At 69.2% G+C, this 26,503-nt stretch carries 25 protein-coding genes and 1 tRNA gene; 2 read left to right on the top strand and 24 right to left on the bottom strand.

Annotated features, from left to right (window positions below; genetic code table 11):
* Positions 1 to 429: a hotdog fold thioesterase gene (locus ACLHG5_RS04280; protein ID WP_411315435.1), complete on the top strand. Its 429-nt coding sequence runs from the start codon at positions 1 to 3 to the stop codon at positions 427 to 429.
* Positions 430 to 585: 156 nt separating this feature from the next.
* On the opposite strand, the gene ACLHG5_RS04285 is transcribed toward ACLHG5_RS04280, so the two are convergent.
* A complete protein-coding gene (locus tag ACLHG5_RS04285) occupies positions 586 to 1,191 on the bottom strand; it encodes an ANTAR domain-containing response regulator (protein WP_411315434.1) in 606 nt (201 codons plus the stop codon).
* A gap of 38 nt (positions 1,192 to 1,229) precedes the next feature.
* Here ACLHG5_RS04285 and ACLHG5_RS04290 point away from each other — a divergent pair.
* Positions 1,230 to 1,312: transfer RNA gene (locus ACLHG5_RS04290), tRNA-Leu, on the top strand.
* Positions 1,313 to 1,379: 67 nt separating this feature from the next.
* Here ACLHG5_RS04290 and ACLHG5_RS04295 read toward each other — a convergent pair.
* The 23 genes from ACLHG5_RS04295 to rpoZ all read right to left on the bottom strand — a co-directional run bounded on the left by ACLHG5_RS04295 (position 1,380) and on the right by rpoZ (position 26,485).
* A complete protein-coding gene (locus tag ACLHG5_RS04295) occupies positions 1,380 to 1,532 on the bottom strand; it encodes a hypothetical protein (protein ID WP_411315433.1) in 153 nt (50 codons plus the stop codon).
* Positions 1,533 to 1,537: 5 nt separating this feature from the next.
* Positions 1,538 to 2,980: a pyruvate kinase gene (pyk, locus tag ACLHG5_RS04300; RefSeq protein WP_411315432.1), complete on the bottom strand. Its 1,443-nt coding sequence runs from the start codon at positions 2,978 to 2,980 to the stop codon at positions 1,538 to 1,540.
* 79 nt (positions 2,981 to 3,059) lie between these two features.
* The gene (locus tag ACLHG5_RS04305) at positions 3,060 to 4,514 is read right to left on the bottom strand and encodes a glutamate synthase subunit beta (RefSeq protein WP_411315431.1); all 1,455 of its coding nucleotides are present in this window, start codon (positions 4,512 to 4,514) and stop codon (positions 3,060 to 3,062) included.
* Positions 4,507 to 9,084 carry a glutamate synthase large subunit gene (gltB, locus tag ACLHG5_RS04310; RefSeq protein ID WP_411317959.1) on the bottom strand — a complete coding sequence of 1,526 codons (4,578 nt, stop codon included), beginning with the start codon at positions 9,082 to 9,084 and terminating at the stop codon, positions 4,507 to 4,509. The genes ACLHG5_RS04305 and gltB overlap by 8 nt, the downstream gene beginning before the upstream one ends.
* A gap of 118 nt (positions 9,085 to 9,202) precedes the next feature.
* Complete coding sequence (gene lgt / locus ACLHG5_RS04315) at positions 9,203 to 10,297, bottom strand: prolipoprotein diacylglyceryl transferase (protein ID WP_411317960.1); 1,095 nt, start codon at positions 10,295 to 10,297, stop codon at positions 9,203 to 9,205.
* A 43-nt stretch (positions 10,298 to 10,340) separates the two neighbouring features.
* A complete protein-coding gene (gene trpA, locus ACLHG5_RS04320; protein ID WP_411315428.1) occupies positions 10,341 to 11,135 on the bottom strand; it encodes a tryptophan synthase subunit alpha in 795 nt (264 codons plus the stop codon).
* The gene (gene trpB, locus ACLHG5_RS04325) at positions 11,135 to 12,349 is read right to left on the bottom strand and encodes a tryptophan synthase subunit beta (protein ID WP_411315427.1); all 1,215 of its coding nucleotides are present in this window, start codon (positions 12,347 to 12,349) and stop codon (positions 11,135 to 11,137) included. The genes trpA and trpB overlap by 1 nt, the downstream gene beginning before the upstream one ends.
* A complete protein-coding gene (trpC, locus tag ACLHG5_RS04330) occupies positions 12,346 to 13,119 on the bottom strand; it encodes an indole-3-glycerol phosphate synthase TrpC (RefSeq protein ID WP_411317961.1) in 774 nt (257 codons plus the stop codon). Before trpC ends, trpB begins: the two co-directional genes overlap by 4 nt.
* 4 nt (positions 13,120 to 13,123) lie before the next feature.
* Positions 13,124 to 13,354 carry a DUF6704 family protein gene (locus ACLHG5_RS04335; protein WP_411315425.1) on the bottom strand — a complete coding sequence of 77 codons (231 nt, stop codon included), beginning with the start codon at positions 13,352 to 13,354 and terminating at the stop codon, positions 13,124 to 13,126.
* Positions 13,355 to 13,390: 36 nt separating this feature from the next.
* Entirely contained in the window at positions 13,391 to 14,137 is a 747-nt protein-coding gene (locus ACLHG5_RS04340) for a Trp biosynthesis-associated membrane protein (RefSeq protein WP_411315424.1), read from the bottom strand.
* On the bottom strand, positions 14,134 to 15,657 hold the full coding sequence (locus ACLHG5_RS04345) for an anthranilate synthase component I (RefSeq protein WP_411315423.1): 1,524 nt from the start codon (positions 15,655 to 15,657) through the stop codon (positions 14,134 to 14,136). Before ACLHG5_RS04345 ends, ACLHG5_RS04340 begins: the two co-directional genes overlap by 4 nt.
* Complete coding sequence (hisI, locus tag ACLHG5_RS04350; protein WP_411315422.1) at positions 15,650 to 16,015, bottom strand: phosphoribosyl-AMP cyclohydrolase; 366 nt, start codon at positions 16,013 to 16,015, stop codon at positions 15,650 to 15,652. The genes ACLHG5_RS04345 and hisI overlap by 8 nt, the downstream gene beginning before the upstream one ends.
* A gap of 6 nt (positions 16,016 to 16,021) precedes the next feature.
* Positions 16,022 to 16,783, bottom strand: coding sequence for an imidazole glycerol phosphate synthase subunit HisF (gene hisF / locus ACLHG5_RS04355; protein ID WP_411315421.1), 762 nt, complete (start codon positions 16,781 to 16,783; stop codon positions 16,022 to 16,024).
* A gap of 1 nt (position 16,784) precedes the next feature.
* The gene (hisG, locus tag ACLHG5_RS04360) at positions 16,785 to 17,624 is read right to left on the bottom strand and encodes an ATP phosphoribosyltransferase (RefSeq protein WP_411315420.1); all 840 of its coding nucleotides are present in this window, start codon (positions 17,622 to 17,624) and stop codon (positions 16,785 to 16,787) included.
* A 96-nt stretch (positions 17,625 to 17,720) separates the two neighbouring features.
* Entirely contained in the window at positions 17,721 to 17,984 is a 264-nt protein-coding gene (locus ACLHG5_RS04365) for a phosphoribosyl-ATP diphosphatase (RefSeq protein WP_411315419.1), read from the bottom strand.
* A 91-nt stretch (positions 17,985 to 18,075) separates the two neighbouring features.
* A complete protein-coding gene (locus ACLHG5_RS04370) occupies positions 18,076 to 18,444 on the bottom strand; it encodes an FKBP-type peptidyl-prolyl cis-trans isomerase (protein ID WP_411315418.1) in 369 nt (122 codons plus the stop codon).
* Positions 18,441 to 19,118 carry a ribulose-phosphate 3-epimerase gene (gene rpe, locus ACLHG5_RS04375; RefSeq protein WP_411315417.1) on the bottom strand — a complete coding sequence of 226 codons (678 nt, stop codon included), beginning with the start codon at positions 19,116 to 19,118 and terminating at the stop codon, positions 18,441 to 18,443. Before rpe ends, ACLHG5_RS04370 begins: the two co-directional genes overlap by 4 nt.
* Before the next feature lie 49 nt (positions 19,119 to 19,167).
* Entirely contained in the window at positions 19,168 to 20,622 is a 1,455-nt protein-coding gene (locus ACLHG5_RS04380; RefSeq protein ID WP_411317962.1) for an RsmB/NOP family class I SAM-dependent RNA methyltransferase, read from the bottom strand.
* Entirely contained in the window at positions 20,619 to 21,554 is a 936-nt protein-coding gene (gene fmt / locus ACLHG5_RS04385) for a methionyl-tRNA formyltransferase (RefSeq protein WP_411318410.1), read from the bottom strand. Before fmt ends, ACLHG5_RS04380 begins: the two co-directional genes overlap by 4 nt.
* 112 nt (positions 21,555 to 21,666) lie before the next feature.
* A complete protein-coding gene (locus tag ACLHG5_RS04390) occupies positions 21,667 to 23,700 on the bottom strand; it encodes a primosomal protein N' (protein WP_411318411.1) in 2,034 nt (677 codons plus the stop codon).
* 32 nt (positions 23,701 to 23,732) lie between these two features.
* Complete coding sequence (gene metK / locus ACLHG5_RS04395) at positions 23,733 to 24,938, bottom strand: methionine adenosyltransferase (protein ID WP_411315414.1); 1,206 nt, start codon at positions 24,936 to 24,938, stop codon at positions 23,733 to 23,735.
* A 39-nt stretch (positions 24,939 to 24,977) separates the two neighbouring features.
* Positions 24,978 to 26,207 carry a bifunctional phosphopantothenoylcysteine decarboxylase/phosphopantothenate--cysteine ligase CoaBC gene (coaBC, locus tag ACLHG5_RS04400; protein ID WP_411317963.1) on the bottom strand — a complete coding sequence of 410 codons (1,230 nt, stop codon included), beginning with the start codon at positions 26,205 to 26,207 and terminating at the stop codon, positions 24,978 to 24,980.
* 20 nt (positions 26,208 to 26,227) lie between these two features.
* Positions 26,228 to 26,485 (bottom strand): DNA-directed RNA polymerase subunit omega, encoded by a 258-nt coding sequence (rpoZ, locus tag ACLHG5_RS04405; RefSeq protein ID WP_411315412.1) that lies wholly within the window; start codon positions 26,483 to 26,485, stop codon positions 26,228 to 26,230.
* Positions 26,486 to 26,503: the final 18 nt, after the last annotated feature.

Raw genomic sequence — 26,503 nt, forward strand, 5'->3', positions numbered from 1 at the left:
ATGACTGTTTTTCCGGAGGGCTTGGACGCCGAGCTCGTCGCCCGCCTCATCGACTCGGAGGGCGGGGCTCTCGCTCGCAAGATGGGCATCGATTTCGTCGAGCTCTCGGCGGAGAGATCCGTCGCGCGGATGCCCGTCGAGGGCAACACTCAAGTCATCGGGCTCTTGCACGGCGGGGCCCACGTCGTGCTCGCCGAGACCCTCGGGTCGGTGTCGTCGGCCATCCACGCCGGACCGGGCCGCTACGCCGTCGGGATCGAGATCAACGCGACCCACAGCCGCTCCATCAGCGAGGGCTGGGTCACCGCGACGTGCACGGCGCTCGTGCTCGGTCGCACCCTCGCGACGCACGAGATCGTCATGACCGATGAGGCCGGCCGCCGCCTCTCGACGGTCCGCATGACGAACATGCTCCGCGACGCGACTTGACCGGCCTCCCGCCGTCTCGCCGTCTCGCCGCCCGCGCCGCCGCCACACCCGCCCCGACAGTACGTCGTTTCCGCGAGCGAACGTCGGATCCGACGTACGCTCGCGGAAACGACGTACTGTGGGGCGGCGCCGGGTGCGGCAGAGGGAGGGGGCGCGCTACTTCTTGGCGGAGAGCTGGTCGATGATCGACTGCGCGACGTCGTGCATCGTGAGCCGGCGGTCCATCGACGCCTTCTGGATCCAGCGGAACGCCTCGGGCTCGGTGAAGCCCATCTTCTCGTTGAGCAGGCCTTTGGCGCGGTCGACGAGCTTGCGGGTCTCGAAGCGCTCGACGAGGTCGGCGACCTCGGCCTCGAGCGTGATGATCTGCGTGTAGCGGCTCAGCGCGATCTCGATTGCGGGGAGCAGGTCGTTCGGGGTGAAGGGCTTGACGACGTAGGCGAGAGCACCGGCCTCGCTCGCGCGCTCCACGAGCTCCTTCTGGCTGAACGCCGTGAGGAGCACGACGGGCGCGATGTGGTTCTTGGTGAGTCGCTCGGCCGCGGAGATGCCGTCGAGCTGCGGCATCTTGACGTCCATGATGACGAGGTCGGGGCGTAGTTCGGTGGCGAGGGCGACAGCGGTCTCGCCGTCTCCCGCCTCACCGACGACCTCGAAGCCGTTGTCGCGGAGGGTCTCGACGATGTCGAGGCGGATGAGGGATTCGTCCTCGGCCACGACGACGCGGCGGGGAGCTTGGGGAGCGGAATCCTGGTCGGTCATGCCTAAACCCTACGGTATTCTGAACGCTGTCGTTGTGCGCCGGATTGGCGGAATGGCAGACGCGGAGCACTCAAAATGCTTTGTTCGAGAGGACGTGTGGGTTCAAGTCCCACATCCGGCACGACAGAACGAGAAGGGCCCCTGCACACGCGTGCAGGGGCCCTTCTCGTCTCCACCGTCGACCGGGGTCAGGCTTTGCCCGGCCGGACGGCGGCGTCGTCGCGCCAGTCGACGCGCGTGGTGCCGTCGTCTTTCGTCGTGACGTCGACGCGAGGCGCGGCGTCGTCCTCCGTCGATTTCGGCGCGGTCGTCAGCTGGTCGTGACGCTCGTCGTCGTTCACGCTCGTCACGCCTCGTACGCCGGAGCGACGGCGTTGCGCGCGTCGCCGACCCGGTGGACGCGGATGTCGTTCGTCGAACCGGAGACCCCGGGAGGGGACCCAGAGATGACGACGACCTTGTCTCCGACCTCGGCGAGGCCGTTGTCGAGGAGCGCGTCGTCGACCTGGTGGTACATCGCGTCGGTGTGCGTGACGCGCTCCCCGAGGAACGACTCGATGCCCCACGTGAGAGCCATGCGGCGACGGATCGCGGCGTCGGGGGTGAACGCCTTCATCGGGATGTTGAAGCGCAAGCGCGACATGCGGCGAGCCGAGTCGCCCGACTCGGTGAACACGCACACGTACTTCGCCTCGACGAAGTCGGCGACCTCGGCCGCGGCGAGGGTGATCGCGCCACCCTGGGTGCGCGGCTTGGTGCCGAGCGCCGGAATGCGCTCGAGGCCGTGGTCCTCGGTCGACTCGACGATGCGCGCCATGGTCTGCACCGTGATGACGGGGTACTTGCCCACGCTCGTCTCACCGCTCAGCATCACGGCGTCGGCACCGTCGAGAACGGCGTTGGCGACGTCGGATGTCTCGGCGCGGGTCGGGATGGGGCTCGAGATCATCGACTCGAGCATCTGCGTCGCGACGATGACCGGCTTGGCCATGCGGCGCGAGAGCTCGACGGCGCGCTTCTGCACGATCGGCACGGCTTCGAGCGGGAGCTCGACGCCGAGGTCGCCGCGCGCGACCATGATGCCGTCGAACGCGTCGATGATGGCCTCGAGGTTGTCGACGGCCTGCGGCTTCTCGATCTTGGCGATGACGGGAACGCGGCGCCCCACCTCGGCCATGATCTCGTGCACGCGCGTGACATCGTCGGCGTCGCGCACGAACGAGAGCGCGATGTAGTCGGCACCGAGCTCGAGGCCCCAGCGGAGGTCCGCCTCGTCTTTCTCACTCAGAGCCGGAACACTCACGGCGACTCCGGGGAGGTTGATGCCCTTGTTGTTCGAGACGGTTCCCGCGACGACGACCTCGGTGTTGACGGTCGTGGCGTCGCTCGAGAGAACGCGCAGCTTGACCTTGCCGTCGTCGATGAGGAGGAAGTCACCCTCGGCGACATCCGCGGGGAGACCCTTGAAGGTGGTGCCGCAGACATCCTTGTTTCCGAGGATGTCGTCGGTCGTGATCGAGAACCTGTCACCGACGGCGAGGTCGTGCGGTCCGTCGGAGAACTTGCCGAGACGGATCTTCGGACCCTGGAGGTCGACGAGCACGGCGACGGCGCGACCCGAGTCCTCGGCGGCCCGACGCACGTTCGCGTAGACCTCTTCGTGCACGTCGTAACTTCCGTGACTGAGGTTCATGCGCGCGAGATCCACTCCCGCGTCGATGATCGCTCGGATGCTGTCATAGCTCGACGTTGCCGGACCGAGAGTGGCGACTATCTTTGCGCGTCTCATTGATTCCTTCTGGGTTGTCGGTTCTGGGGTGTTCGAGGAGGTCGTCATCGGGTTTCGATGCGCCGTGGAAACTATAGGACTAAAGCGCGAGCGCGCGATCCGTCGGGCGCACGGGCGCGGGGAGCTCGGTGTCGCCCTCGAGGTAGCGGTCGACCGCTGCCGCGACGGCTCGACCTTCGGCGATCGCCCACACGATGAGCGATTGCCCGCGACCGGCGTCGCCCGCAGCGAAGACTCCGGCTTCGCCGGTCTGGTAGTCGCCGTCGCGCGCGACATTGCCGCGCTCGAGGGGCAACCGGAGCTGCTCGGTGAGGAGCTCGCCCTCCGTGCCCGTGAAGCCCAGGGCGAGGAGCACGAGGTCGGCCGGGATCTCCCGCTCGGTGCCCGCCTTGGGCACGCGGCGACCGTCGATGTACTCGGTCTCGGCGACGCGGATGGCGCGCACCTCGCCGTTGTCGTTGGCGAGGAACTCGACGGTCGACGCGAGGAACATGCGCTCCCCGCCCTCCTCGTGAGCGCTCGTGACCTCGAAGAGGTTGGGCATCATCGGCCACGGTTGGTCTTCGGTGCGCTCGGTCGGCGGTTGCACGCCGATGGCGAGGTTGGTGACCGACAGGGCGCCCTGGCGGTGCGCCGTGCCGATGCAGTCCGCTCCCGTGTCGCCGCCGCCGAGCACGACGACGTGCTTGCCGTCTGAGGTGATCTGGTCGACGATCGAGTCGCCCGCTCCCGCACGGTTCTGCTGCACGAGGTACTCCATCGCGAAGTGCACTCCCGACAGGTCGCGGCCCGGGATCGGCAGGTCGCGCGGGACGAGCGCGCCCGTCGCGACGACGACCGCGTCGTAGCGCGCCCGCAGGTCGGGCCACGTGATGTCGACGCCGATCGTGACACCGGCGCGGAACCTCGTGCCCTCGGCCTGCATCTGGCGCAATCGCGACTCGAGGTGCTTCTTCTCCATCTTGAAGTCGGGGATGCCGTAGCGGAGGAGTCCGCCGATGCGGTCGTCGCGCTCGAAGACGGCGACGGTGTGGCCGGCACGCGTGAGCTGCTGCGCCGCCGCGAGGCCCGCGGGCCCCGACCCGACGACGGCGACCGTCTTGCCGGTGAGTCGCTCGGGAGGGTGCGGTTCGACCCAGTCGTTGGCGAACGCCTGGTCGATGATCGAGACCTCGACCTGCTTGATCGTCACGGCGGGCTGGTTGATGCCGAGCACGCACGAGCTCTCGCAGGGGGCGGGGCACAGTCGCCCCGTGAACTCCGGGAAATTGTTGGTCGCGTGCAGACGCTCGATGGCCTGGCGACCTTCCCCGCGCCACATGAGGTCGTTCCACTCGGGGATGAGGTTGCCGAGCGGGCACCCCTGGTGACAGAACGGGATGCCGCAGTCCATGCAGCGTCCCGCCTGCTTGCGCACGGTCGCGGTGTCGCCCTGCTCGTAGACCTCTTTCCAGTCCATGAGCCGCAGCGCCACGGGTCGCCTCGGGGGCAGCTCGCGTTCGGTCGTCTTCAGGAATCCCTTGGGATCAGCCACCGGTCACCTCCATGATGCGTTCCCACACGACGTCGCCGTCGGGGTCGAGTCCTTCTTCGATGGCCGACGCTCTCGTCTCGAGAACGGCGGCGTAGTCGCGCGGGACGACTTTGACGAACTGCTCGACGGTCTCGGTGAAGCTCGCGAGCATCCGCTCGGCGAGCTTCGACCCGGTCTCGGCGACGTGGCGCTCGAGGAGGTCGTGCAGCATCTCGGCGTCGGCGGCGCCGAGGGGGTGCAGAACGAGTTCTCCCGTCGCGAGCGAGTCGGGGTTGACCCTGTCGCTCTCGAGAGCGTGGATGTATGCGGTGCCTCCCGACATCCCTGCACCGAGGTTCCGCCCCGTCGATCCGAGGATGACCGCGAGCCCCCCGGTCATGTATTCGAGGGCGTGATCACCCACCCCCTCGACGACGGCGGTCGCTCCGGAGTTGCGCACGAGGAACCGCTCACCGACGATGCCGCGGATGAACATCGTGCCGCGCGTCGCGCCGTAGCCGATGACATTGCCCGCGATGACATTGTCTTCGGCGGGGAAGACGCTCGCCGCGTTCGGTCGCACGACGATGTCGCCGCCCGAGAGGCCTTTGCCGACGTAGTCGTTGGAGTCTCCCTCGAGCCTCAGGGTGATTCCCGCGGGGAGGAACGCGCCGAGAGACTGACCGGCGGAACCCCGCAGGGTGATGTCGATCGTGCCCGCGGGCAGTCCGTTCTCTCCGTAGCGCTTCGTGACCTCGTGGCCGAGCATCGTTCCGACGGCGCGCTCCGTGTTGCGGATGGGCAGGTCGATCGACACGGGTGAGGCGTGGTCGAGAGCGTCGGCGCTCCGCGCGATGAGCTCGACATCGAAGTGCTCGTCGAGCTCGTGGTCTTGAGCGACGAGGTGCCTGAGCGGTGCGTCCGCGGCGAATTCCGGTCCCTGGAGGATGGGGGTGAGGTCGAGGCCGTCGGCTTTCCAGTGCTCGATGGCACGTTCGACGCCGAGGAACTCTTTGTGTCCGATCGCCTCGTCGAGTGAGCGGAAGCCGAGCTCGGCGAGGTACTCGCGCACCTCTTGCGCGAGGAACTCGAAGAAGTTGACGACGAACTCCGGCTTGCCCGTGAACCGCTCGCGCAGCTCGGGGTTCTGCGTCGCCACGCCGACGGGGCACGTGTCGAGGTGGCACACGCGCATGAGGATGCAGCCCGAGACGACGAGGGGCGCCGTTGCGAAGCCATACTCCTCGGCCCCGAGGAGGGCGGCGACGATGACGTCGCGCCCCGTCTTCATCTGCCCGTCGACCTGCACGACGACGCGCTCGCGCATGCCGTTGAGCATGAGCGTCTGCTGGGTCTCGGCGAGACCGAGCTCCCACGGTGTCCCCGCGTGCTTGAGCGAGTTGAGGGGGCTCGCGCCCGTTCCGCCGTCATGTCCGGAGACGAGCACGACGTCGGCGAGAGCTTTGGTGACTCCCGCGGCGACGGCGCCGATCCCCTTCTGGCTCACGAGCTTGACGTGCACTCGCGCCGCGGGGTTCGCGCGCTTGAGGTCGAAGATGAGCTGCTTGAGGTCTTCGATCGAGTAGATGTCGTGGTGCGGGGGCGGGCTGATGAGCCCGACGCCCGCGGTCGCGTGCCGCGTGCGCGCGATCCACGGGTAGACCTTGTTCGGCGGAAGCTGTCCGCCCTCGCCGGGCTTCGCCCCCTGCGCCATCTTGATCTGGATGTCGGTGGAGTGCGTGAGGTACATGCTCGTGACGCCGAAGCGGCCGGAGGCGACCTGCTTGATGGCGCTGCGACGCTCGGGGTCGAGCAAGCGCGCGGTGTCTTCGCCGCCCTCCCCCGTGTTGCTCTTGCCGCCGAGCTTGTTCATGGCGATCGCGAGCGTCTCGTGCGCCTCGGGGCTGATGGAGCCGTAGCTCATCGCCCCCGTCGAGAAGCGCTTGACGATGGCCGACACGGGCTCGACCTCGTCGATCGGCACGGCGGGACGCACTCCCGTGCGGAGCTTCAAGAGACCGCGGAGGGTCATGAGGTTCTCGGCCTGGTCGTCGACGAGCTTCGTGTAGTCGCGGAAGATGTCGTAGCGGCGCGCGCGTGTGGAGTGCTGCAGACGGAAGACCGTGTCGGGGTTGAAGAGGTGCGGCGGCCCTTCGCGACGCCACTGGTATTCGCCGCCGATCGCGAGTCGCTCGTGCGCGTGGCTCGAGCCGTCTTCGGGGTAGGCCGCGTCGTGTCGAGCGGCACTCTCGGCCGCGATGACGTCGATGCCGACACCGCCGAGGAGGCTCGACGTTCCCGTGAAGTACTGGTCGACGAACGCCTGGTCGAGACCGACGGCCTCGAAGGTCTGGGCGCCGGCGTAGGAACCGACGACCGAGATGCCCATCTTCGACATGATCTTGAGCACGCCCTTGCCGAGCGCCTTGATGAGGTTGCGCACCGCGGCTTCGGGCGTGATGCCCGTGAGCATTCCGCTGCGCACGAGCTGCTCGGCGCTCTCCATCGCGAGGTAGGGGTTGACCGCCGAGGCGCCGTAGCCGATGAGGAGGGCGACGTGGTGCACCTCGCGCACGTCTCCCGCTTCGACGATGATGCCGACCTTCATGCGGTTGCGCTTGCGGATGAGGTGGTGGTGCACGGCCGCGAGCATGAGCAGCGAGGGCACGGGGGCGAAGTCTTTGTTCGAGTCGCGGTCCGAGAGCACGATGAACGTGCTGCCGTTCTCGATCGCGTCGTCAACTTCGGCGCACATCTCGTCCATGCGGTTCTGCATCGCGAGGGGCCCCTGGTCGACACGGTAGAGACCGCGCACGGTCGTCGTCGTGCGGCTGCCCGGATGCGGGTCGATGTGTTGGATCTTGGCGAGTTCGTCGTTGTCGATCACGGGGAAGTCGAGGATCACCTGGCGGGCATGCTCGGGGGTCGCCTCGAGGAGGTTGCGCTCGGGGCCGACACCGACCGTGAGCGACGTGACGACTTCTTCTCGGATCGAGTCGAGCGGCGGGTTCGTCACTTGCGCGAACGCCTGCGTGAAGTAGTCGAAGAGCAACCGGGGTCGCTTCGAGAGCACGGCGATCGGGGTGTCCGACCCCATCGCTCCGATCGGCTCGGCACCCTTGGCCGCCATCGGCTGGAGGAGGATGCGCACCTCTTCCTCGGTGTAGCCGAAGGTGCGCTGGCGTCTCGTGACCGACGCGGGGGTGTGCACGATGTGCTCGCGCTCGGGGAGGTCGCGCAGGTTGATGCGCTCGCTCTCGAGCCACTCCCCCCACGGCTCGGATGTCGCGATCTCGGTCTTGATCTCGTCGTCTTCGATGATGCGGCCGGCCTCGGTGTCGACGACGAACATCCTGCCCGGGCGCAGCCGACCCTTGCGCACGACGCGAGCGGGGTCGATGTCGAGAACGCCGATCTCGCTCGCGAGCACGACGAGTCCGTCGTCGGTCACGAGGTAGCGGCCGGGCCGGAGGCCGTTGCGATCGAGGGTCGCACCGACAATGCTGCCGTCGGTGAAGACGAGGGCGGCGGGGCCGTCCCACGGCTCCATGAGCATCGAGTGGTACTCGTAGAAGTCGCGGCGGGTCGAGTCGATGCCGACCTGGTTCTCGTAGGCCTCGGGGACCATCATCATCATCGCGTGCGGCAGCGACCTGCCGGCGAGATTGAGCAGTTCGACGACTTCGTCGAACGAGGCGGAGTCGCTCGCGCCCGGGGTGTTGATCGGCAGGAGCGCGTCGATGTCGCCGAGCACGTCGGAGCTCAGTTGCGACTCGCGCGCGCGCATCCAGTTGCGGTTGCCCTGCACGGTGTTGATCTCACCGTTGTGCGCGACCATGCGGAACGGCTGCGCGAGGGGCCACGACGGGAAGGTGTTGGTCGAGTAGCGCGAGTGCACGAGGGCGAGTCGCGACGCGAACCTCTCGTCCGAGAGGTCGGGGTAGAACGGCTCGAGCTGCAGCGTCGTGACCATGCCCTTGTAGACGATCGTGCGGCACGAGAGCGAGGGGAAGTAGACCTCGGTCTCGCGCTCGGCGCGCTTGCGCACGCGGTAGGTCTGGCGATCGAGGCGGATGCCCGAGAGACGGGCGCCGTCGGCATCCGAGTGGGCGCTCTGCACGAAGAGCTGCTCGAATGCGGGCATCGCGGCACGCGCGAGCTTGCCGACCTCGTCGGCGCGCACGGGGACCTCGCGCCATCCGAGGATCTCGAGGGCCTCCTCGCGCGCGATCTCCTCGATGCGCGCTTTCACGGAAGCGCGATCCGCCTCGTCGCGGGGAAGGAACGCGGTGCCGACGGCGTAGGAGCCCGACTCGGGAATGGGGAATTCGGTGACCGCCCGGAAGAAGTCGTCGGGGATCTGCGTGACGATGCCGGCGCCGTCACCCGTGCCCGCGTCTGAACCGATCGCTCCGCGGTGCTCGAGGTTGCGCAGGGCACCAAGGGCCGCGTCGATGATGTCGTGGCCCGCGGTGCCGCGCAGTGTCGCGACCATGGCGAGACCGCACGCGTCGCGCTCGTTGTCGGGGTTGTACAACCCGGATGCCGCAGGCGCACCGCCGAAGCGGGAGAAAGGAGGCGAAAGAGCCATCGGGAACCGTCCTCGAGAGGGAGAAGTCGAATGGGACGTCGTCGGCCCGGGGAGCGGCTACCGAGGAGGGAGCGCGCAGTGTGCGGCTGAATCGAGGAGAAGTCGTACCGACCTCGAGCTACTTTTTCGCACCGCCGCCGCTTGTGGCGGAGGGGGGTGCTGCACTCGACCCGACCATCGCTGGGGCGCTGTCGCCATCACTGTTGCTGTCGTCAGCGGTATCGGAGTAGGTGTCCTCCGAGTCTAACCCAGCCTCGGGCTTCCACTCGCGACCGGGCAGGTAGGCGCTCGGCTCTGCTCCGGGGTGCCGGCGACCCTGGATGATGATGATGAGCAAGCCGACGACGATCGCGGCGAAGGCAGCCCACACATTGACCCTGACGCCGAGGATGATCTCGCTCGGGTCGATGCGGATCGACTCGAACACCGCGCGACCGAGGCCGTACCAGACGAGGTAGAGGCCGAGCAGGCGGCCCCACTGCAGGCGCGGGGCGAGCGGCTCGATGCGCGTCGACGTGATCGAGTCGACCGTCGTCTTGATACGCGCGAACTTGCGCTCCGCGAGGAGGAGCACGGCGACGCCGGCGAGGTTCCAGACGATCTCGTAGAGGAACGTCGGGTGGAAGAGTGTGTCATCGGGGAGACCCGCGGGGAACGCCCCGTTCGGCTGATCGATCTCGAGACCCCACGGGAGGTCGGTGGGCACGCCGTAGAGCTCCTGGTTGAACCAGTTGCCGAGCCTGCCGAACGCCTGCGCGAGCAGCAGGCCGGGGGCGAGAGCATCCGCGTAGGTCCAGAACCGCAGACCCACGAGGCGGCACCCGATGAACACACCGAGTGCCCCACCGAGGAGGGCTCCGAAGATCGCGATGCCGCCGTCCCAGATGGCGATGACTGCCCACGGGTCGGCGCCCGCGAAGAAGTAGTCGTCTGGGTGGGTGAGCACGTGGTAGATCCGGGCGCCGATGACGCCGAAGATGAGCGCGAAGAACGCCACATCGAGGGTGACTCCGGGTTCAGCTCCGCGGCGGTTGAGACGGGCGTTCGTGAGCAGCGCTGCCGCGAAGATTCCGATCAGAATGCAGATCGCATAAGAACGGATCGGGAGGTCGAAGGTCACCCAGCTGAGACCGAGGTCGCGGAGGACATCGCCGAGGTCGACAAGGACCCGCCATTCGAGGCCGGGACTGGGGATGCTTGCGGGTGCGAACACGTACTCGGTGCCTTTCTGAAGGGGGAAGCCGCAGGAGGCTGTGTTAGAGCCTAGTACCGGCGGAGAGCGCGGCTGCCGCGTCGGCGAGACCGGACACTCCCCCGTCGGTGAGGGCCTTCACGAGGAGCGAACCCACGATCGCGCCGTCGGCGTATTCGAGAACCTCGCGCACCTGGTCGGCGGTCGAGATGCCGATTCCGACGCACGTGCTCGTCGCGCCGGCGTCGCGCAGTCGGCCGACGAGCGAGCGAGCCGCGGTGTCGACATCCGTGCGTGCCCCCGTGATCCCCATCGTCGAGACGGCGTAGACGAATCCTCGGCTCAGCTCGACCGCGCGGGAGAGCCGCGTCTCGGTCGACGACGGCGCCGCGAGGAAGATGCGGTCGAGTCCCGTGCGTTCGGACGCGGAGAGCCACGACCCGGCCTCGTCGGGGATGAGGTCGGGAGTGATGACGCCCGCTCCCCCGGCCGACACGAGGTCGTCGGCGAAGCGGTCGACGCCGTATTGCACGATCGGGTTCCAATAGCTCATGAAGACCACGGGAACGTCGACCCGAGCGGTGATCGCCGACATCGCCTCGAAGCCGTGCGCGAGCTTGAACCCGCCCGCGAGGGCGACCTGGGTCGCCGCCTGGATGACGGGACCGTCCATGACGGGGTCGGAGTACGGGAGTCCGAGCTCGATGACGTCGACACCGTTCTCGGCGAGGGCGACAGCCGCGTCGACGCTCGTCTGGAGGTTCGGATACCCCGCGGGGAGGTAACCGACGAGGGCGCCGCTGCCGGCAGCCGTGCGGCGGGCGATCGCCGCCTCGACGGGGCTCGTGGTTTCGCTCATCAGACCTGCTCCGCGTCGTCGTCGAGAACACCGAAGTAGTTGCCCGCGGTGACCATGTCTTTGTCTCCGCGGCCGCTGAGGTTCACGAGGATGACGGCGTCGGGACCGAGCTGCTTTCCGAGTTCGAGCGTGCCCGCGAGGGCGTGGGCGGTCTCGATCGCGGGGATGATGCCCTCGGTGCGCGCGAGGAGACGGAGGGCGCTCATCGCCGCGGTATCGGTGACGGGCACGTACTGGGCGCGGCCGATGTCGGCGAGCCACGCGTGCTCGGGTCCCACACCCGGGTAGTCGAGGCCGGCAGAGATCGAGTGCGATTCGACGGTCTGGCCGTCTTCGTCTTGGAGGAGGTAGCTCCGCGCCCCGTGGAGCACGCCGGGGCGCCCCTTCGTGATGGTCGCCGCGTGCCTCTCGGTCTCGGCCCCGTCTCCCGCGGCCTCGTAGCCGACGAGCGCGACGTCGGGGTCGTCGAGGAACGCGTGGAAGATGCCCATCGCGTTCGATCCGCCGCCGACGCACGCCGTGACGGCGTCGGGGAGGCGCCCCGTGAGGGCGAGCACTTGTTCCCGCGCCTCTTCGCCGATGATCTTGTGGAAGTCGCGCACCATGACCGGGAAGGGGTGGGGGCCCGCGACGGTGCCGAGCAGGTAGTGGGTGGTCTCGACGTTGGCGACCCAGTCGCGCAGAGCGTCGTTGATCGCGTCTTTGAGCGTGCGCGATCCGGTCTCGACGGGGATGACCTCGGCCCCGAGCAAGCGCATCCTCGCGACGTTAAGCGCTTGCCGCTCGGTGTCGACCGCACCCATGTAGACGACGCACTCCATGCCGAAGAGGGCGGCGGCGGTCGCTGTCGCGACGCCGTGCTGGCCCGCCCCGGTCTCGGCGATGAGCCGGGTCTTGCCGAGCTTGCGCGCGAGCAGCGCTTGTCCGAGCACGTTGTTGATCTTGTGCGACCCCGTGTGGTTGAGATCTTCCCGCTTGAGTAGGATGCGCGCGCCACCGGCGTGCTCGGCGAAGCGCGTCACCTCGGTGATGAGCGAGGGTCGACCCGTGTAGGTCGCGTGTAGAGCCGTGAGTTCGGCTTGGAACTCGGGGTCGGTCTTGGCGGTCTTGTACGCCGCGTCGAGTTCGTCGAGGGCCTCGACGAGGGATTCGGGAACGAAGCGGCCTCCGTATTCGCCGAAGTAGGGTCCGATCTCGTCGCGCAGGGTCGTCATGATGCCGCCAAAAATTGTCGAAGGGTGGAGATGGGGTCGCCCGTTACGAGCGCCTCACCCACGAGCACGATATCGGCGCCCGCTGAGCGGTACCTCGCGACATCGTCTGCGGTCTTGACCGCCGACTCGGCGACCTTGACGACTCCCGCCGGAATGAGGTCGACGAGCGTCGCGAAGAGGTCGCGATCGAGCTCGAAGGTGCGCAGGTCGCGAGCGTTGACGCCCACGATCGACGCGCCGAGATCCCGGGCGCGCGCGATCTCGTCGGCACTGTGGGTCTCGACGAGCACGGCCATGCCGAGCGATGTCGCGAGCGCGTGGAGTTCGACGAGGGTCTCCTGATCGAGCGCCGCGACGATGAGGAGGATGAGATCGGCACCCGCCGCCCTCGCCTCGAACACCTGGTAGGGCTCGGCGATGAAATCCTTGCGCAGAACGGGGAGAGCCACCGCGGCGCGCACGGCCTCGAGGTCGTCGAGGGAACCGGAGAACCGGCGTTGCTCGGTGAGCACGCTGATGGCACTCGCTCCGCCGGTCTCGTATGCGCGACCGAGCGAGGCGGGGTCGACGATGTCGGCGAGAGCACCGCGAGACGGACTCGCCCGCTTGATCTCGGCGATGATCTTGACGGCGTCCGCCGGGGCGAGAGCAGCGAGCGCGTCGACGGGGGCGTCACGCTCGAGAGCGGCGCGCTCGACGTCGGCGAGAGGGCGCGTCGAGCGACGCTCCGCAGCGTCCTCGAGGGCTCCTGCGGTGAGGTCGGCGAGCACCGGGTCAGCGTGCCTTCGACAGAGCGCGGTCTCCACCGACGCCGTAGCCGAGGCGCGCGAGAATGAGACCGACGATGAGGCCCACGATGACGAGACCGGCCGAGGCCCAGACGAGCCAGGCGATCGAGAAGAAGAACGCGACGGTTCCGACGCTGAAAGCCACGAGCATGATGACTACGGCCGTCCATGCCGCAGGCGAATTGCCGTGGCCTGGTTCGGAATTGTCGTGGCTCATAGTGCTCCAGTGGTTCGGTGGTGGCGTCAGTCGAGTCTAGCGTGCGGTGGGGTCGCCGCCGTCGCTCAGGGCGTCCCAGTCGGCGACCGAGTCGGAGCCGCGGTCAGCGGTTGGCTCGGCGTCCGCGGCATCCGTCGTCGCGGCGGCACGCGCACCGCTCGCGCGTGTCGCACCCGTCGTGTTCGCGGAGGAGACATCCGCGGTGGCGGTGTCGATCGCCGTGTCGCTGTCGGCGGCGTCGGCACCGTGGTCGGCATTCTCCACGGGAACGAGCCCCGCGGTCTGGTACTTGCGCGACGACCCCGGCCACGAGCGACTCGTCACAAGGATGCCGACGCCGATCCCGACGCTCGCGATGCCGAGAGCGAGCGTGATGAACGGCCAGGGCGTGTTCGACACGCTCTCGACGAGGCTCGCGACCGAGGCGTCGCCCGTGACACCCGTGAGCTCGGTGACGGGTGCGGAGACGGCGCCGACGGGGTCGCCGGTCGCCGCGAGGCTCGAGGCGATGACGGCGACGCCGAGAAGGGCGTGGAGTACCCCGAGCACGAGCCGGAACGCGGGGCCCGCGATCGAGAGTGCGCCCGCGAGGGCGAGACCGGCGAGCCCGAGAGCGGCGAGTCCCCCGGCCGCCGAGTCTCCTGCGGCGGCGATCGAGGTGTCGACCTGCGCAGCGTCGACGAGCCGCACGGTGAACCACACCTGGGTCCACGAGATGAGCGTGAGCGCGTTGACGGCGAGAACCGCGAGGAGCGCCGTCGACTTGAGCCGGCGCGGGGTCACGGGGTCACCCGGGTCATGGCGTTCGCGACGGCGATGGCCCGGAGCGGAGCGGCGGCCTTGTTCTGGGTCTCCTGCTGCTCGGCGACGGGATCGGAGTCGGCGACGAGCCCCGCCCCCGCTTGAACCCGGGCGATGCCTCCCGCGATCGTCGCGGTGCGGATGGCGATCGCGAGATCGACGTCGCCCGCGAAATCGAAGTAACCCACGACTCCCCCGTAGAGGCCGCGCTGCGCGACCTCGAGTTCGTCGATGATCTGCAGGGCACGGGGCTTGGGTGCGCCCGACAGTGTGCCGGCGGGGAAGGTCGCGGTGAAGACATCCACGCCCGTGACGCCGGGCCGGATGTCGCCCTCGACCGACGAGACGAGGTGCATGATGTGGCTGAACCGCTCGACGTGCATGAACTCCGTCACATCGACAGACCCGGGAACGCAGACCTTCAGGAGGTCGTTGCGCGCGAGGTCGACGAGCATGAGGTGTTCGGCGCGCTCCTTGGGGTCGTTCTCGAGCGCGTCGGCGAGGGCCTGGTCGTGTTCGGGTGTCGTTCCGCGGGGCTTCGACCCCGCGATGGGGTGCATGTGCACGCGCCCCTCGTCGACCTTCACGAGGGCCTCGGGCGACGAGCCGACGATCCAGTACGGCTCGCCCTCGGGGTCTTCGAGCGCGAGGAAGTACATGTACGGGCTCGGATTGAGCGTGCGCAAGACCCGGTAGACGTCGATCGGTTCGGCGGTGAGCTCGTGGTCGAACCGCTGCGAGATGACGACCTGGAAGACGTCGCCGTCGACGATGAACCGCTTCGATCGTTCGACCGCCGCCCGGTATTCGTCGGGCGTGATGCGTGGGCGCGGTGACGGCGACGTCTCGAGGTCGAGGTCGGCGAGCCACGCCTCCGACGGTGCACCGAGGGCGGTCTGCATCGCGTCGAGGTCGGATTGCGCGGCGTTCCACAGCGCGTCGTCGGTCTCGTGGCCGTCGTTGAGGGCGGCCGCGATGAGCAGAACCGACCCGGTGCGGTGGTCGACGACGACGAGTCGCGAGACGAAGCTCATCGCTTGACCCGGCATGACGAAGTCGGCGGGAGGGGCGTCGGGCAGTCTCTCGATCTGCCGGATCGCCTCCCACCCGATGAATCCGACGAGACCGCCCGTGAGCGGCGGGTGGCCGTCGATCTTGGGCGTCTTCCAGCGCTCGTGCGCGTGCGCGATGGCGTCGAGGGGCCGCGTCGGAAAATCGTCTCCGAGGGCACGCTCGACGGGCAGGCCGTAGTCGATCCACGTGGCCTCGCCGGCGACCTGGGTCAGAACGCCGAAGCTCGAGACGCCGATGAAGGAGAATCGCGACCAGATGCCGCCCTGTTCGGCGGACTCGAGGAGGAACGTGCCCGCTTCGCCCTTCGCGAGCTTGCGATAGATGCCCACGGGGGTCTCGCCGTCACCGTAGAGCTCCCGGATGACGGGGACGACCCGGTGGTCGCCGAGCAACCGGTCGAACTGCTCGCGCGTGGTCGTGTCACGCATCGCGGAACCCCACGACGGGCTCGAGAGGATCGACGTCGAAGCACGCGTGCGCGCCCGTGTGGCACGCGGCGCCGACCTGGTCGACGGTCACGAGCACCGTGTCGGCGTCGCAATCGAGTGCGGCCGTCTTGACGAATTGGGCGTGACCCGAGGTGTCTCCCTTGCGCCAGTACTCCGACCGCGATCTCGACCAGAACGTCACGCGGCCCTCGGTGAGCGTGCGTCGCAACGCTTCGGCATCCATGTAGCCGAGCATGAGCACCTCCTTCGAGTCCCACTGCTGCACGATCGCGGGCATGAGGCCGTCGCGACCGAACACGGCGCGGGCGAGAACTGCTTCGACGCTGGGGGCGACCATGGCGACCTACCTCGTGATGAGGCCCGCGGCTGCGAGCTCGTGTTTGATGTCGCCGACCGTCAGGTCGGCGTCGTGGAAGACGGATGCCGCGAGCAGCGCGTCAGCGCCGGCCTTGATCGCGGGGGCGAAGTGTTCGAGGGCCCCCGCGCCTCCCGAGGCGATCACGGGCACCGAACTGATCTCACGCATCGCCGTGATGAGCTCGAGGTCGAAGCCGTTCTTCGTGCCGTCGGCGTCGATCGAGTTGACGAGGAGCTCGCCGGCACCGCGCTCGACGGCTTCGCGTGCCCACTCGAGGGCGTCGAGGGTCGTCTCGGTGCGGCCGCCGTGGGTCGTCACGACGAACCCGCTCGCCGTCGACGGGGCGCGCTTGACGTCGAGGGAGAGCACGAGAGCCTGAGCTCCGAAGCGATCCGCGATCTCGTCGAGGAGACCGGGGCGCGCGATCGCCGCGCTGTTGACGCCGATCTTGTCTGCTCCGTGCCCCTGGAGCTTGGCGACATCCTCGACGGAGCGCACTCCCCCGCCGACGGTGAGCGGGATGAAGACCTGTTCGGCCGTCGACTGCACGACGTCGTACATCGTCGCGCGCTCGTCGACCGTCGCCGTGACATCGAGGAAGGTGATCTCGTCCGCGCCCTGCTCGAAGTACCGGCGGGCGAGTTCGACGGGGTCGCCCGCGTCGCGGAGGTTGACGAAGTTGACTCCCTTGACGACTCGACCGGCGGCGACGTCGAGGCACGGGATGACGCGGACGGCGAGGGTCACGTCAGATCCTCGCGGCGTGGATCGAGCTCACGAGGATCGCTCGGGCACCGAGGTCGTAGAGCTTGTCCATGACCTCGTTCGTGTCGACGCGCGCGATCATCACGCGCACGGCGACCCAGTCGGCGTCGCGGAGGGGCGAGACCGTCGGGGACTCGAGCCCCGGCGTGATGGCCGACGCCGCGTCGACGAGCTCGACGGGGAGGTCGTAGTCGAGGAGAACGTATTGGCGCGCGACGAGCACGCCCTGCAGCCGACGGTGCAAGACCTCGATGCCGGGGTGCACGGTCGCTCCGCTCACGAGCACCGCGGTCGACTCGAGGATCACGGGGCCGAAGATCTCGAGCCCCTGCGCGCGCAGGGTCGAACCGGTCGAGACGACGTCGGCGACGGCATCCGCGACGCCGAGCTTGACGGCGGATTCGACGGCGCCGTCGAGGTTGACGAGCTCGGCCGTGACGCCGTGGCGCTCGAGGAACGCTCCGACGAGGCCCGGATAGCTCGTGGCGACCCGGATGCCCGCGAGATCGCCGAGCTCGGAGAAGCGGCCGGCGGGGCCGGCGAACCGGAACGTCGAGTCGCCGAAGTCGAGCGCGGCGGTCTCCCGAGCGGCGGAACCCGAGTCGAGGAGCAGGTCTCGCCCGGTGATTCCGACGTCGAGGGCGCCCGAACCCACGTAGGTCGCGATGTCGCGGGGGCGCAGGTAGAAGAACTCGACCTCGTTGCGCGGGTCGACGGCGTTGAGCGCGCGAGGGTCACGCCGGCCGGTGTACCCGGCCTCGGCGAGCATGTCGTGGGCGGTCTCGGCGAGAGACCCCTTGTTGGGCACTGCGATGCGGAGCATGGTTCTTCTCACTCGCCCGAGGTGGACGGGTAGCGGCGGGAGGGGCGGTCGGCGGTCGCGACGCCGACGGTCGGAACGACGGTGACGACGCGGGGCCTACAGATGTCGGTAGACATCCGCGGGGGTCAGCCCTTTCGCGAGCATGAGCACCTGGAGGTGGTAGAGCAATTGCGAGATCTCCGCCGCCGTCTCGTCGGTCGACTCGTACTCCGCGGCCATCCAGACCTCGGCGGCCTCCTCGACGATCTTCTTGCCGATGGTGTGCACTCCGCCATCGAGTTCGGCGACGGTGCGCGAGCCCTCGGGCCGGGCCGCGGCTTTGCCTGCGAGCTCCTCGAACAGGGCGTCGAACGTCTTCACAGGGTCAAGGGTACCGCTCGCGGAAGGCCAGGTCTCCGTCGCCCCGCGCGGCGCGGGGCGACGGAGACCGAAGGCTCGTCGTCGCGAGGTCTCAGCGCACGCCGAGGAGGTCGATGACGAAGATGAGGGTGCGCCCGCTCAAGCGGTGGCCTCCGCCCGCCGGTCCGTAGGCGAGTGCGGGAGGGACGATGAGCTGGCGACGTCCGCCGACCTTCATGCCGGGGATGCCCTGCTGCCATCCGGCGATGAGCTGCGCGAGCGGGAAGACGATGGACTGGCCGCGGTTCCACGACGAATCGAACTCCTCCCCGGTGGCGAACTCGACGCCGAGGTAGTGGACGTCGACGGTCGCGCCGGGCTCGGCGGTCTCGCCCGTGCCCTCCTCGATGTCGACGATGACGAGTTCGGTGGGCTCGTCGCCCTCGTAGAAGTCGATCTCTGGCTTGGTCTTGTCAGTCATTTCTCCATCCAAGCATGACTGTGTCGCTCGGCCGACTCCCGCAGGAGCGCGATGCGCGCCGCGGGGTCGTCGAACGCGAAGACGGCGGATCCGGCCACGAACGTCGTCGCCCCCGACTCCGCGGCGATACCGATCGTGTTCTCGTCGATGCCCCCGTCGACCTGGAGCCACACGTCGAGTCCGTGCCGCGCCACCTCGGTCGCGAGGGTGCGGAGCTTGGGCATCGTGCCCTCCATGAACGATTGCCCTCCGAATCCGGGCTCGACCGTCATGACGAGCACCTGATCGAACTCGGCGAGGATGTCGAGGTAGGGCTCGACGGGAGTGTCGGGTTTGAGCGCGATCCCCGCGCGAGCGCCGATGTCGCGCAAGCGCCTCGCGAGGGCGACGGCGTCTGTCGCGGCTTCGGCGTGGAAGGTGACCGAGAACGCGCCGGTCTCGGCGTAGCCCGGTGCCCACCGGTCGGCGTCGGAGATCATCAGGTGGATGTCGAGCGGGATCGGTGACACAGCCTGCAGTCTCTCGACCATCTGCGTGCCGAACGTGAGGTTCGGCACGAAGTGGTTGTCCATGACGTCGACGTGCACGAGGTCGGCGCTCGCGATGGTCGTGACATCGCGCTCGAGGTTGACGAAGTCGGCGGCGAGGATGCTCGGGTTGATTCGGACGGCCATGGTCCGAGCCTAAACGCGACTCGACGTCTCGCGTCGCGTCGCCCGCCGACTACGCGGTCTTCTCGAGGAGGCAGATGAACATCGCGTCGGTGCCGTGTCGGTGGGGCCACAACTGCACCGATCCCGGAGACGTGCCGAGGTCGAGCGGCTCGGTCGTGACACCGCGGAGGACGTCGGCCGTGTCGAGCCGTCGCACCGTGCCGTTGCTCCGCGAGACCGCCCCGTCGACGATCGCGCGCGACTCGGCGAGGTGGGGGGAGCACGTGACGTAGGCGACGATGCCGCCGGGCTTGACGGCGTCGAGCGCCGAGGCGAGCAACCGCGACTGGAGCGGCGCGAGGTCGGCGACATCCTTCGGTTGTTTGCGCCAGCGGGCCTCCGGGCGCCTCCGCAACGCTCCGAGTCCCGTGCACGGTGCGTCGACGAGCACACGGTCGTAGCTCCCGGCTCGGTCTCGGCCGACCTCGGTTCCGTCGCCGACCGTCACCGTCGGGGGATGCTCGAGTGCCGCGACGGCTTTGCGCACGAGTTCCGCTCGAGCGGGAACGAGTTCGTTCGCGTCGACGGTCGCTCCCGCGGCAGCGGCTTCGGCGCCGAGGAGCGCGGTCTTGCCCCCCGGCCCGGCGCACAGGTCGAGCCACACCTCCCCCGGCTCGACGGGCCGCGCGCGCGTGAGGGCGAGCGCGGCGAGCTGGGAGCCCTCGTCTTGCACGCGCGCGCGGCCCGCGGCGACGGGAGGCCACGTGGCAGGATCTCCCCCCTCGATGATCGCGCCGTAGGGCGAATACGGTGCGCGCCGTGTTCTCGGCAGCTCGTCGACACTCGAGAGCCCCGGGAGGGCGACGAGATTCACGCGCGGAGCGGTGTTGTCGGCCTCGAGCAGATCGTCGAGCTCGATCTCGCGCCCCTCCGCCGAGAGCGCGCGGCGGAAGGCACGCACGATCCACACGGGGTGGGAGTGCTCGAGGGCGAGTCGTTCGTCGTCGCTCCGCGCGGACTCCATGACCCGGTCGTGCCAATCGAGAGGGTCGGTGCGCGTGATGGTGCGCAGCACTCCGTTCACGAAGCCCGTGACGGATGCCGACCCCACCGATCGCGCGAGAGCGACGGCCTCGTCGACGGCCGCGTGCGGTGCGACACGCATCGACAGGAGCTGGTGCACGGCGAGTCTCAGAACGTCGAGCACGGGCGGGTCGATGCGGGAGACGTCGCGGCCCGCGGCGATCGCGATGACGGCGTCGTAGTAACTCTGCCGGCGCAGCGTGCCGTAGGTGAGCTCGGTCGCGAGGGCGGCGTCGGCGGTGCCGAGTTTCGCCCGCTCGAGTTTCACGGGCAGAAGGAGGTTGGCGTAGGCATCCGACTCCCCCACGGCGCGGATGACGTCGAAGGCGATGCGTCGCGCGGGTTGCACCGAGGATCCCCCGCGCGGGGTCGCCGCGCCGCGGCCCGGTGCCGCACGACGTGCGGGCTCGCGACCCGCGCGGCGGTCGGTGGGGCCGCTCACGAGGCGACCTCCGGAATGTCGCTCCCGCGACCGCGCCACCAGTCCGCTGCGGCCATGACACGTTTTCCGGCCGGGTGCACGCGCACGAGTTCGAGGGGGTGGGTCGCCGTGCCGACGAGCACCGCGCGACCGACGAGGGCGAAGCGACCGGGTTCGAGCGCGGCCGCGTCGCGAGCGAGTGCCGCCTCGGCGACGCCGAGTTTGACGGTGCCGAGTCGGGCGTCGACGAGCTCGGTGAAGGCGCCCGGTTCGGGAGTGACGCCGCGGATGCGATCGAACACTTCCCGGGCGGGCCTCGCCCAGTCGATGCGTGCGTCGTCGAGGGTGAGCTTGGGAGCGAGGGTGACGTCGCCGCGCTGCTCCTCCGGGCGTGCGTCGCCCGAGGCCAGGAGATCGACGACGCGCGTCAGCAGGTGCGCTCCGTCGACGGCGAGGGAGTCGAGGAGGTGGCCAGCGGTCTCGTGTGCCCCGATGGGCGCGGTGAGCGAGCCGTAGATGTCGCCCGCGTCGAGTTCGGGCACGAGATGGAAGACCGTCGCGCCGGTGAGGTCGTCTCCCGCCATGATGGCGCGTTGCACGGGGGCCGCCCCGCGCCAGCGCGGGAGCAGCGAGAAGTGCAGGTTGATCCACCCGAGTCGCGGCGTCGAGAGGAGGGGCTCGCGCACGAGCCCGCCGTACGCCACGATGACCCCGAGGTCGGGGCGCAACTCCTCGATCTCGCGAGTGGTGTCCTCGTCGAGACGGTCGGTGCGGATGACCGGCACACCGAGCCTCCCGGCCGCGTCGGCCACCTCGGTCGGGGTGAGCACGCGCTTGCGACCCCGCGGGGAATCCGCGCGAGTGACGACGGCCGCGACGTCGTGTCGCGATGCGACGAGAGCCTCGAGGCTCGGCACCGCCGCGGCGGGACTGCCCGCGAACACGAGACGCAGTGGAGGACTCACCGCGGTGTCGTTCTCGACGGGCTGACCGTCGTCGCGACGATCGTCGCGACTCGCGCTCGGGGGTGTACTGCTCGGCACTCGACTCATCTCGACGGGGTGGTCATTCGGCGAACGGCTCGATGTCGTCGAGCCGGACTTTCAGTGTAGGGAGGGTCACGGGTCGAGGGCCGCGCGGCACCGGCTTGCGCCGCGACGTCGCCGCCGTGATGACCGCCGCCCGCAGGGCGGTCGCGACCTCGCGCCCCGAGCGGAACTCGAAACGGATGATCGCGCGCACGACACCCTCGGAGGTCTCGACGGGCCCGAGCACGTCGAGACCCTCGATGCCCGCGACCGTCGCGACGGCCTTCTCGACCGCGGCAGTCACTCCCGTGACCGTCGCGACCCGCACAGCGGGGGGAAATCGCAATCTCCGCCGGTCTGCGAGTTCGGTCGAAGCGTATGCCGCGGGGCGCCAGGTCGCCATCGTCGACGCGAGGGGTCCCCCGACGCCCACGAGCACGACGGGGCTCCCGGGCGCGGCAAGAGCCGCGGCGTTGGTCCACCACCGCAAGCAGTCCTCGCCGACGCGGAGGCTCTCGCGCGCGAGCATCCGCTCTCCGTCGAGCAGGAGCACCGCGCGGTATCCGCCGTCGGCGAGCGGCTCGGCTCCGCGGGTCGCGACGACGAGCGCGGGACCGTCGTCGACGCGGAGCACGGGGTGGGTGCCGTCGGCGACGATGACGCGAACCCCGGGAAAGGCGCGGCCGAGTTCGTCTGCCGTGCGGACCGAACCCTGACCGACGTCGGTCATCGTCGTGCCTTCGCACACCGGGCACACCCAGTCGGCGGCGAGCTTGCCGCACAGCGAGCACGCGGGGACGGCGCCCGATCGTGACCTCGACAGCGCACCATCGCATCGCGTGCAGCGGGCGGCGGCCGAGCAGGTCGCGCACGCCGTGCGCGGGGAGTATCCGGGCCGAGCGACCTGCACGAGCACGGGGCCGTGCTCGAGGGCGGCTCGCGCTTCGCGCCACGCCGTCGAGGGGATGCGCGCCATGGCCGCGAACCGGTCGGTCGACGACTGCTGCGCCGTCGGCACGACCCTGGGCGAGTAGGTGCGAGCCGCCGAGAGCACCGAGAGGAACCCGAGCTCGACGAGCCTCTGCACCTCGGTCGTGCGCGAGTGACTGAGGAACCAGAGGCCGCATCCCGCTTGCTCGCTGCGCACGAGGGCGGCGTCCCGCGAGTGCACGTAGGGGCTCAGCGGCTCGGAGTGCAGAGGGTCGCCGTCGTCGACGACGATCATGAGACCGAGTCTGGGCGCCGCGGCGTAGACCGCGGATCGATTGCCGACGACGACGATCGCCTCGTCGTCGAGACCCGCGAGGTGCGCTCGATACCGGTGCGGGTTCGACTGGCGCGCATCGATCCGCACGACGCGGTGAGCCGCGACCTCGTCGGCGAGGGCGGCCTCGAGCTGCTCCTGGTCGCGATAGTCGGGCACGCACACGATGGCGCTCTCGCCGCGCGCGAGTGTCTCGGCGGCGGCCGCCGCCGCCGTTCGCGCCCACGCTCCCACCCAGACGCCGCCGCGCAGTCGCTCGGGTCTCGGCACGGCGTCGACGGCGTAGCGAGCCCCGCGCGCGAGAGCGGTCTCGCGATCGGCGGGGGCATAGCTCTCGAGCCCGGGCCTCGACTCTTCGCCGGGAGCGCGTTCACGCACGCCCGGCGCCGCCTCGCCCGGCGCCGCCTCGTCTGTCGACACCTCGCCTGTCGCGTCTGTCGACACCTCGCCGTCATCGGTGTCGTCCGCGCGCGCGAGCCACGCCTTCTCGACGCGCACCTGGCGCTTCGGCACGGCGAGTCGCACGACGTCGCTCGCGGTGCCCGCGGCCCGATCGGCGACGGCGCGCGCGAGCGCCCACACGTCGGGGGTGAGAACGGGCACGCTCGAGACGACCGCGTCGAGTTCGCTCAGCGTGCCGGCGTAGTCGCCGGGCGGCCCGATCTCGACGACGAAACCGTCGGCGATGCGCCCGGCAGACCGCACGGGCACGCGAACCCGCACGCCCACGGCCACGTCTGCGGTGAGCGACTCGGGAATCGCGTAGTCGAAGAGTCGATCGAGCTGCGGAACGGTCGAATCGATCATGACCCGCGCGACGTCAGCGGGCCCGGGCACGGTCAGAGCCCGGCGGCGCTGCGGAGGTCGTCGACCCTGTCGAGGCGCTCCCACGTGAAGTCGGGCAGCTCGCGCCCGAAGTGCCCGTAGGTGGAGGTCTGCGTGTAGATCGGCCGCAAGAGGTCGAGATCACGAATGATCGCGGCGGGACGCAGATCGAAGACGTCGGAGATGGCGCTCGTGATCGCATCGTCGCTCACCGCGCCGGTGCCGAAGGTCTCGACGTAGAGACCCACGGGGGTCGCTCGCCCGATCGCGTAGGCGACCTGCACCTCGAGGCGATCGGCGAGGCCCGCCGCGACCGCGTTCTTGGCGACCCACCTCATGGCGTAGGCGGCCGAACGGTCGACCTTCGAGGGGTCTTTGCCGCTGAATGCTCCCCCACCGTGGCGGCTCGCGCCCCCGTAGGTGTCGACGATGATCTTGCGGCCGGTGAGACCCGCGTCACCCTTGGGGCCGCCGATCTCGAACCGACCGGTCGGGTTGATGAGCATGCGGGTCTCGCGCGAGTCGAGGTCGACGCTCTCGAGCACCGGACGGATGACGAGGCGCTCGACCTCCTCGGCGAGTTCGGCGTCGCTCACCGAGGGCGAGTGCTGCGTCGAGAGCACGACGGTCTCGACCGTGCGCGGCACGAGCCCCTCGTATCCGATCGTCACCTGGGTCTTGCCGTCGGGGCGCAAGAAGTCGACGAGCTTCTCCCGGCGCACGGTCGCGAGGCGTTCGGCGATGCGGTGGGCGATCCAGATGGGGATCGGCATGAGCTCGGGAGTCTCGCGCGTCGCGAACCCGAACATGAGGCCCTGGTCTCCCGCACCCTGAGCGTTGAGCGCGTCGGCGTCACCCGTGCGGGCTTCGAGCGCACGATCGACCCCCTGGGCTATGTCGGGCGATTGCGCGCCGATCGAGACCGTGACGCCGCAATTGCGGCCGTCGAAGCTCACCTCCGACGAGTCGTAGCCGATCGAGGTGATGCGATCGCGCACGAGGGTCGGAATGTCGACGTAGCCGGAGGTCGTGACCTCGCCCGCGACGTGGACGAGCCCCGTCGTCACGAGCGTCTCGACGGCGACACGACTCGTCGGGTCTTCGGCGAGGAGGGCGTCGAGGATGCCGTCGGAGATCTGGTCGCAGATCTTGTCCGGATGACCCTCGGTGACTGATTCGGAGGTGAACAGGCGCAAACCTGAGGGAGTCGACGTGCTCATGGGTGCCCCGCTAGTCGTGGTGTCGGTCGAAGGAACTGCTCACTGCGACGTCGGACGGACCAACAGGTCGAGGATGCGATGGGCGACGGTCGACTTGCTCCCTGCCGCCGTCTTCACTATATCTCCGGCCGAATCGACGACGACGACGTCGTTGTCGGGCAGGGAGAAACCGGAGGTCCACCCGACCCTGTTGACGACGAGATAGTCGCTCCCCTTGCGCGCGATCTTCGCACGAGCGAGGGCGAGCAGTGCTTCGTAGTCCGACTCGGTTTCGGCCCCGAACCCGACGATGATCTGGTCGGGTCGCTTCGAGGCCGCGAGGTCGCTGAGGATGTCGGGGTTGCGCACGAGATCGAGGGTCAGCGACTCCCCCTGGTCCTCTTTCTTGATCTTGCCCTCGGCGACGAACCGCGGTCGGTAGTCGGCGACGGCGGCCGTCATGATGACGGTGTCGTGGCCGGGCGCCTGCTCGTTCACCGCCTCCGCGAGGTCGGCGGTCGAGACGACCTCGACGGTTTGCACCCCGGGGGGTGGGGCGACCTCGAGGTTCGCTCCGATGAGGGTCACGGTCGCCCCGCGCGCGGCGGCGGCCGCAGCGAGGGCGACGCCCTGGCGTCCGCTCGACCTGTTGCCGAGGAACCGCACGGGATCGAGCGCTTCGCGAGTGCCGCCCGCGGTCACGAGGATGCGACGCCCCTCGAGATCGCGAGGCGCCAGGGCGAGCAGCACGGCCGCGACGATCTCGTCGGGTTCCGACATCCGCCCGGCTCCGCTGTCGCTTCCCGTGAGTTGTCCCACTCCGGGGCCGACGATCGTCATGCCCCTCTCGCGCAGTCTCGCGACGTTGGCCACGGTCGCGGCGTTACCCCACATCTCGGTGTGCATCGCCGGAGCGAGCACGACGGGGGCCGTGCTCGCGAGCACGGTGTTGCCGAGCAGGTCGTCGGCGATGCCTGCCGCGAGCTTCGCGATCGTGTTCGCGGTCGCGGGAGCGATGACGATGACGTCGGCGCTCTGCCCGATCGAGACGTGCCGCACCTCGGACACGCCCTCGTAGAGGTCGACGTTCACGGGGTTGCGGCTGATCGCCTCGAGCGTCGGCTTGCCGACGAAACGCAGCGCCGCCTCGGTCGCGATGACCGAGACGTCGTGGCCGAGCAACACGAGCGAGCGGATGACGCTCACAGCCTTGTAGGCCGCAATGCCCCCCGTGACCCCGACGACGATCGTGCGCGCGCCCCCGGTGGGGTCGGTGCGCGACGAAGACATGCGGGTGTGCGGCTGTCGGACTACTCGGCGATGGGCTTCGCGGTGAGCTTGTCTTCGTTGATCTCGTGGAGCGCGACGGAGAGCGGCTTGTCGTCGATCGTCGAGTCGACGAGCGGTCCGACGTTGTCGAACAGGCTTCCCTCGTGGAGGTCGGCGTAGTAGTCGTTGATCTGGCGCGCACGCTTCGAGGCGAAGATCACGAGGGCGTACTTCGAGTCGACCTTGGTGAGCAGTTCGTCGATGGGCGGATCGATGATGCCTTTTGCCTTGTCGGCCATGAGTGCTCCTGTGCGGTA

Origin of the sequence: Marisediminicola sp. LYQ85, assembly GCF_046600695.1 — a bacterium.
Taxonomy (GTDB): Bacteria; Actinomycetota; Actinomycetes; order Actinomycetales; family Microbacteriaceae; genus Marisediminicola.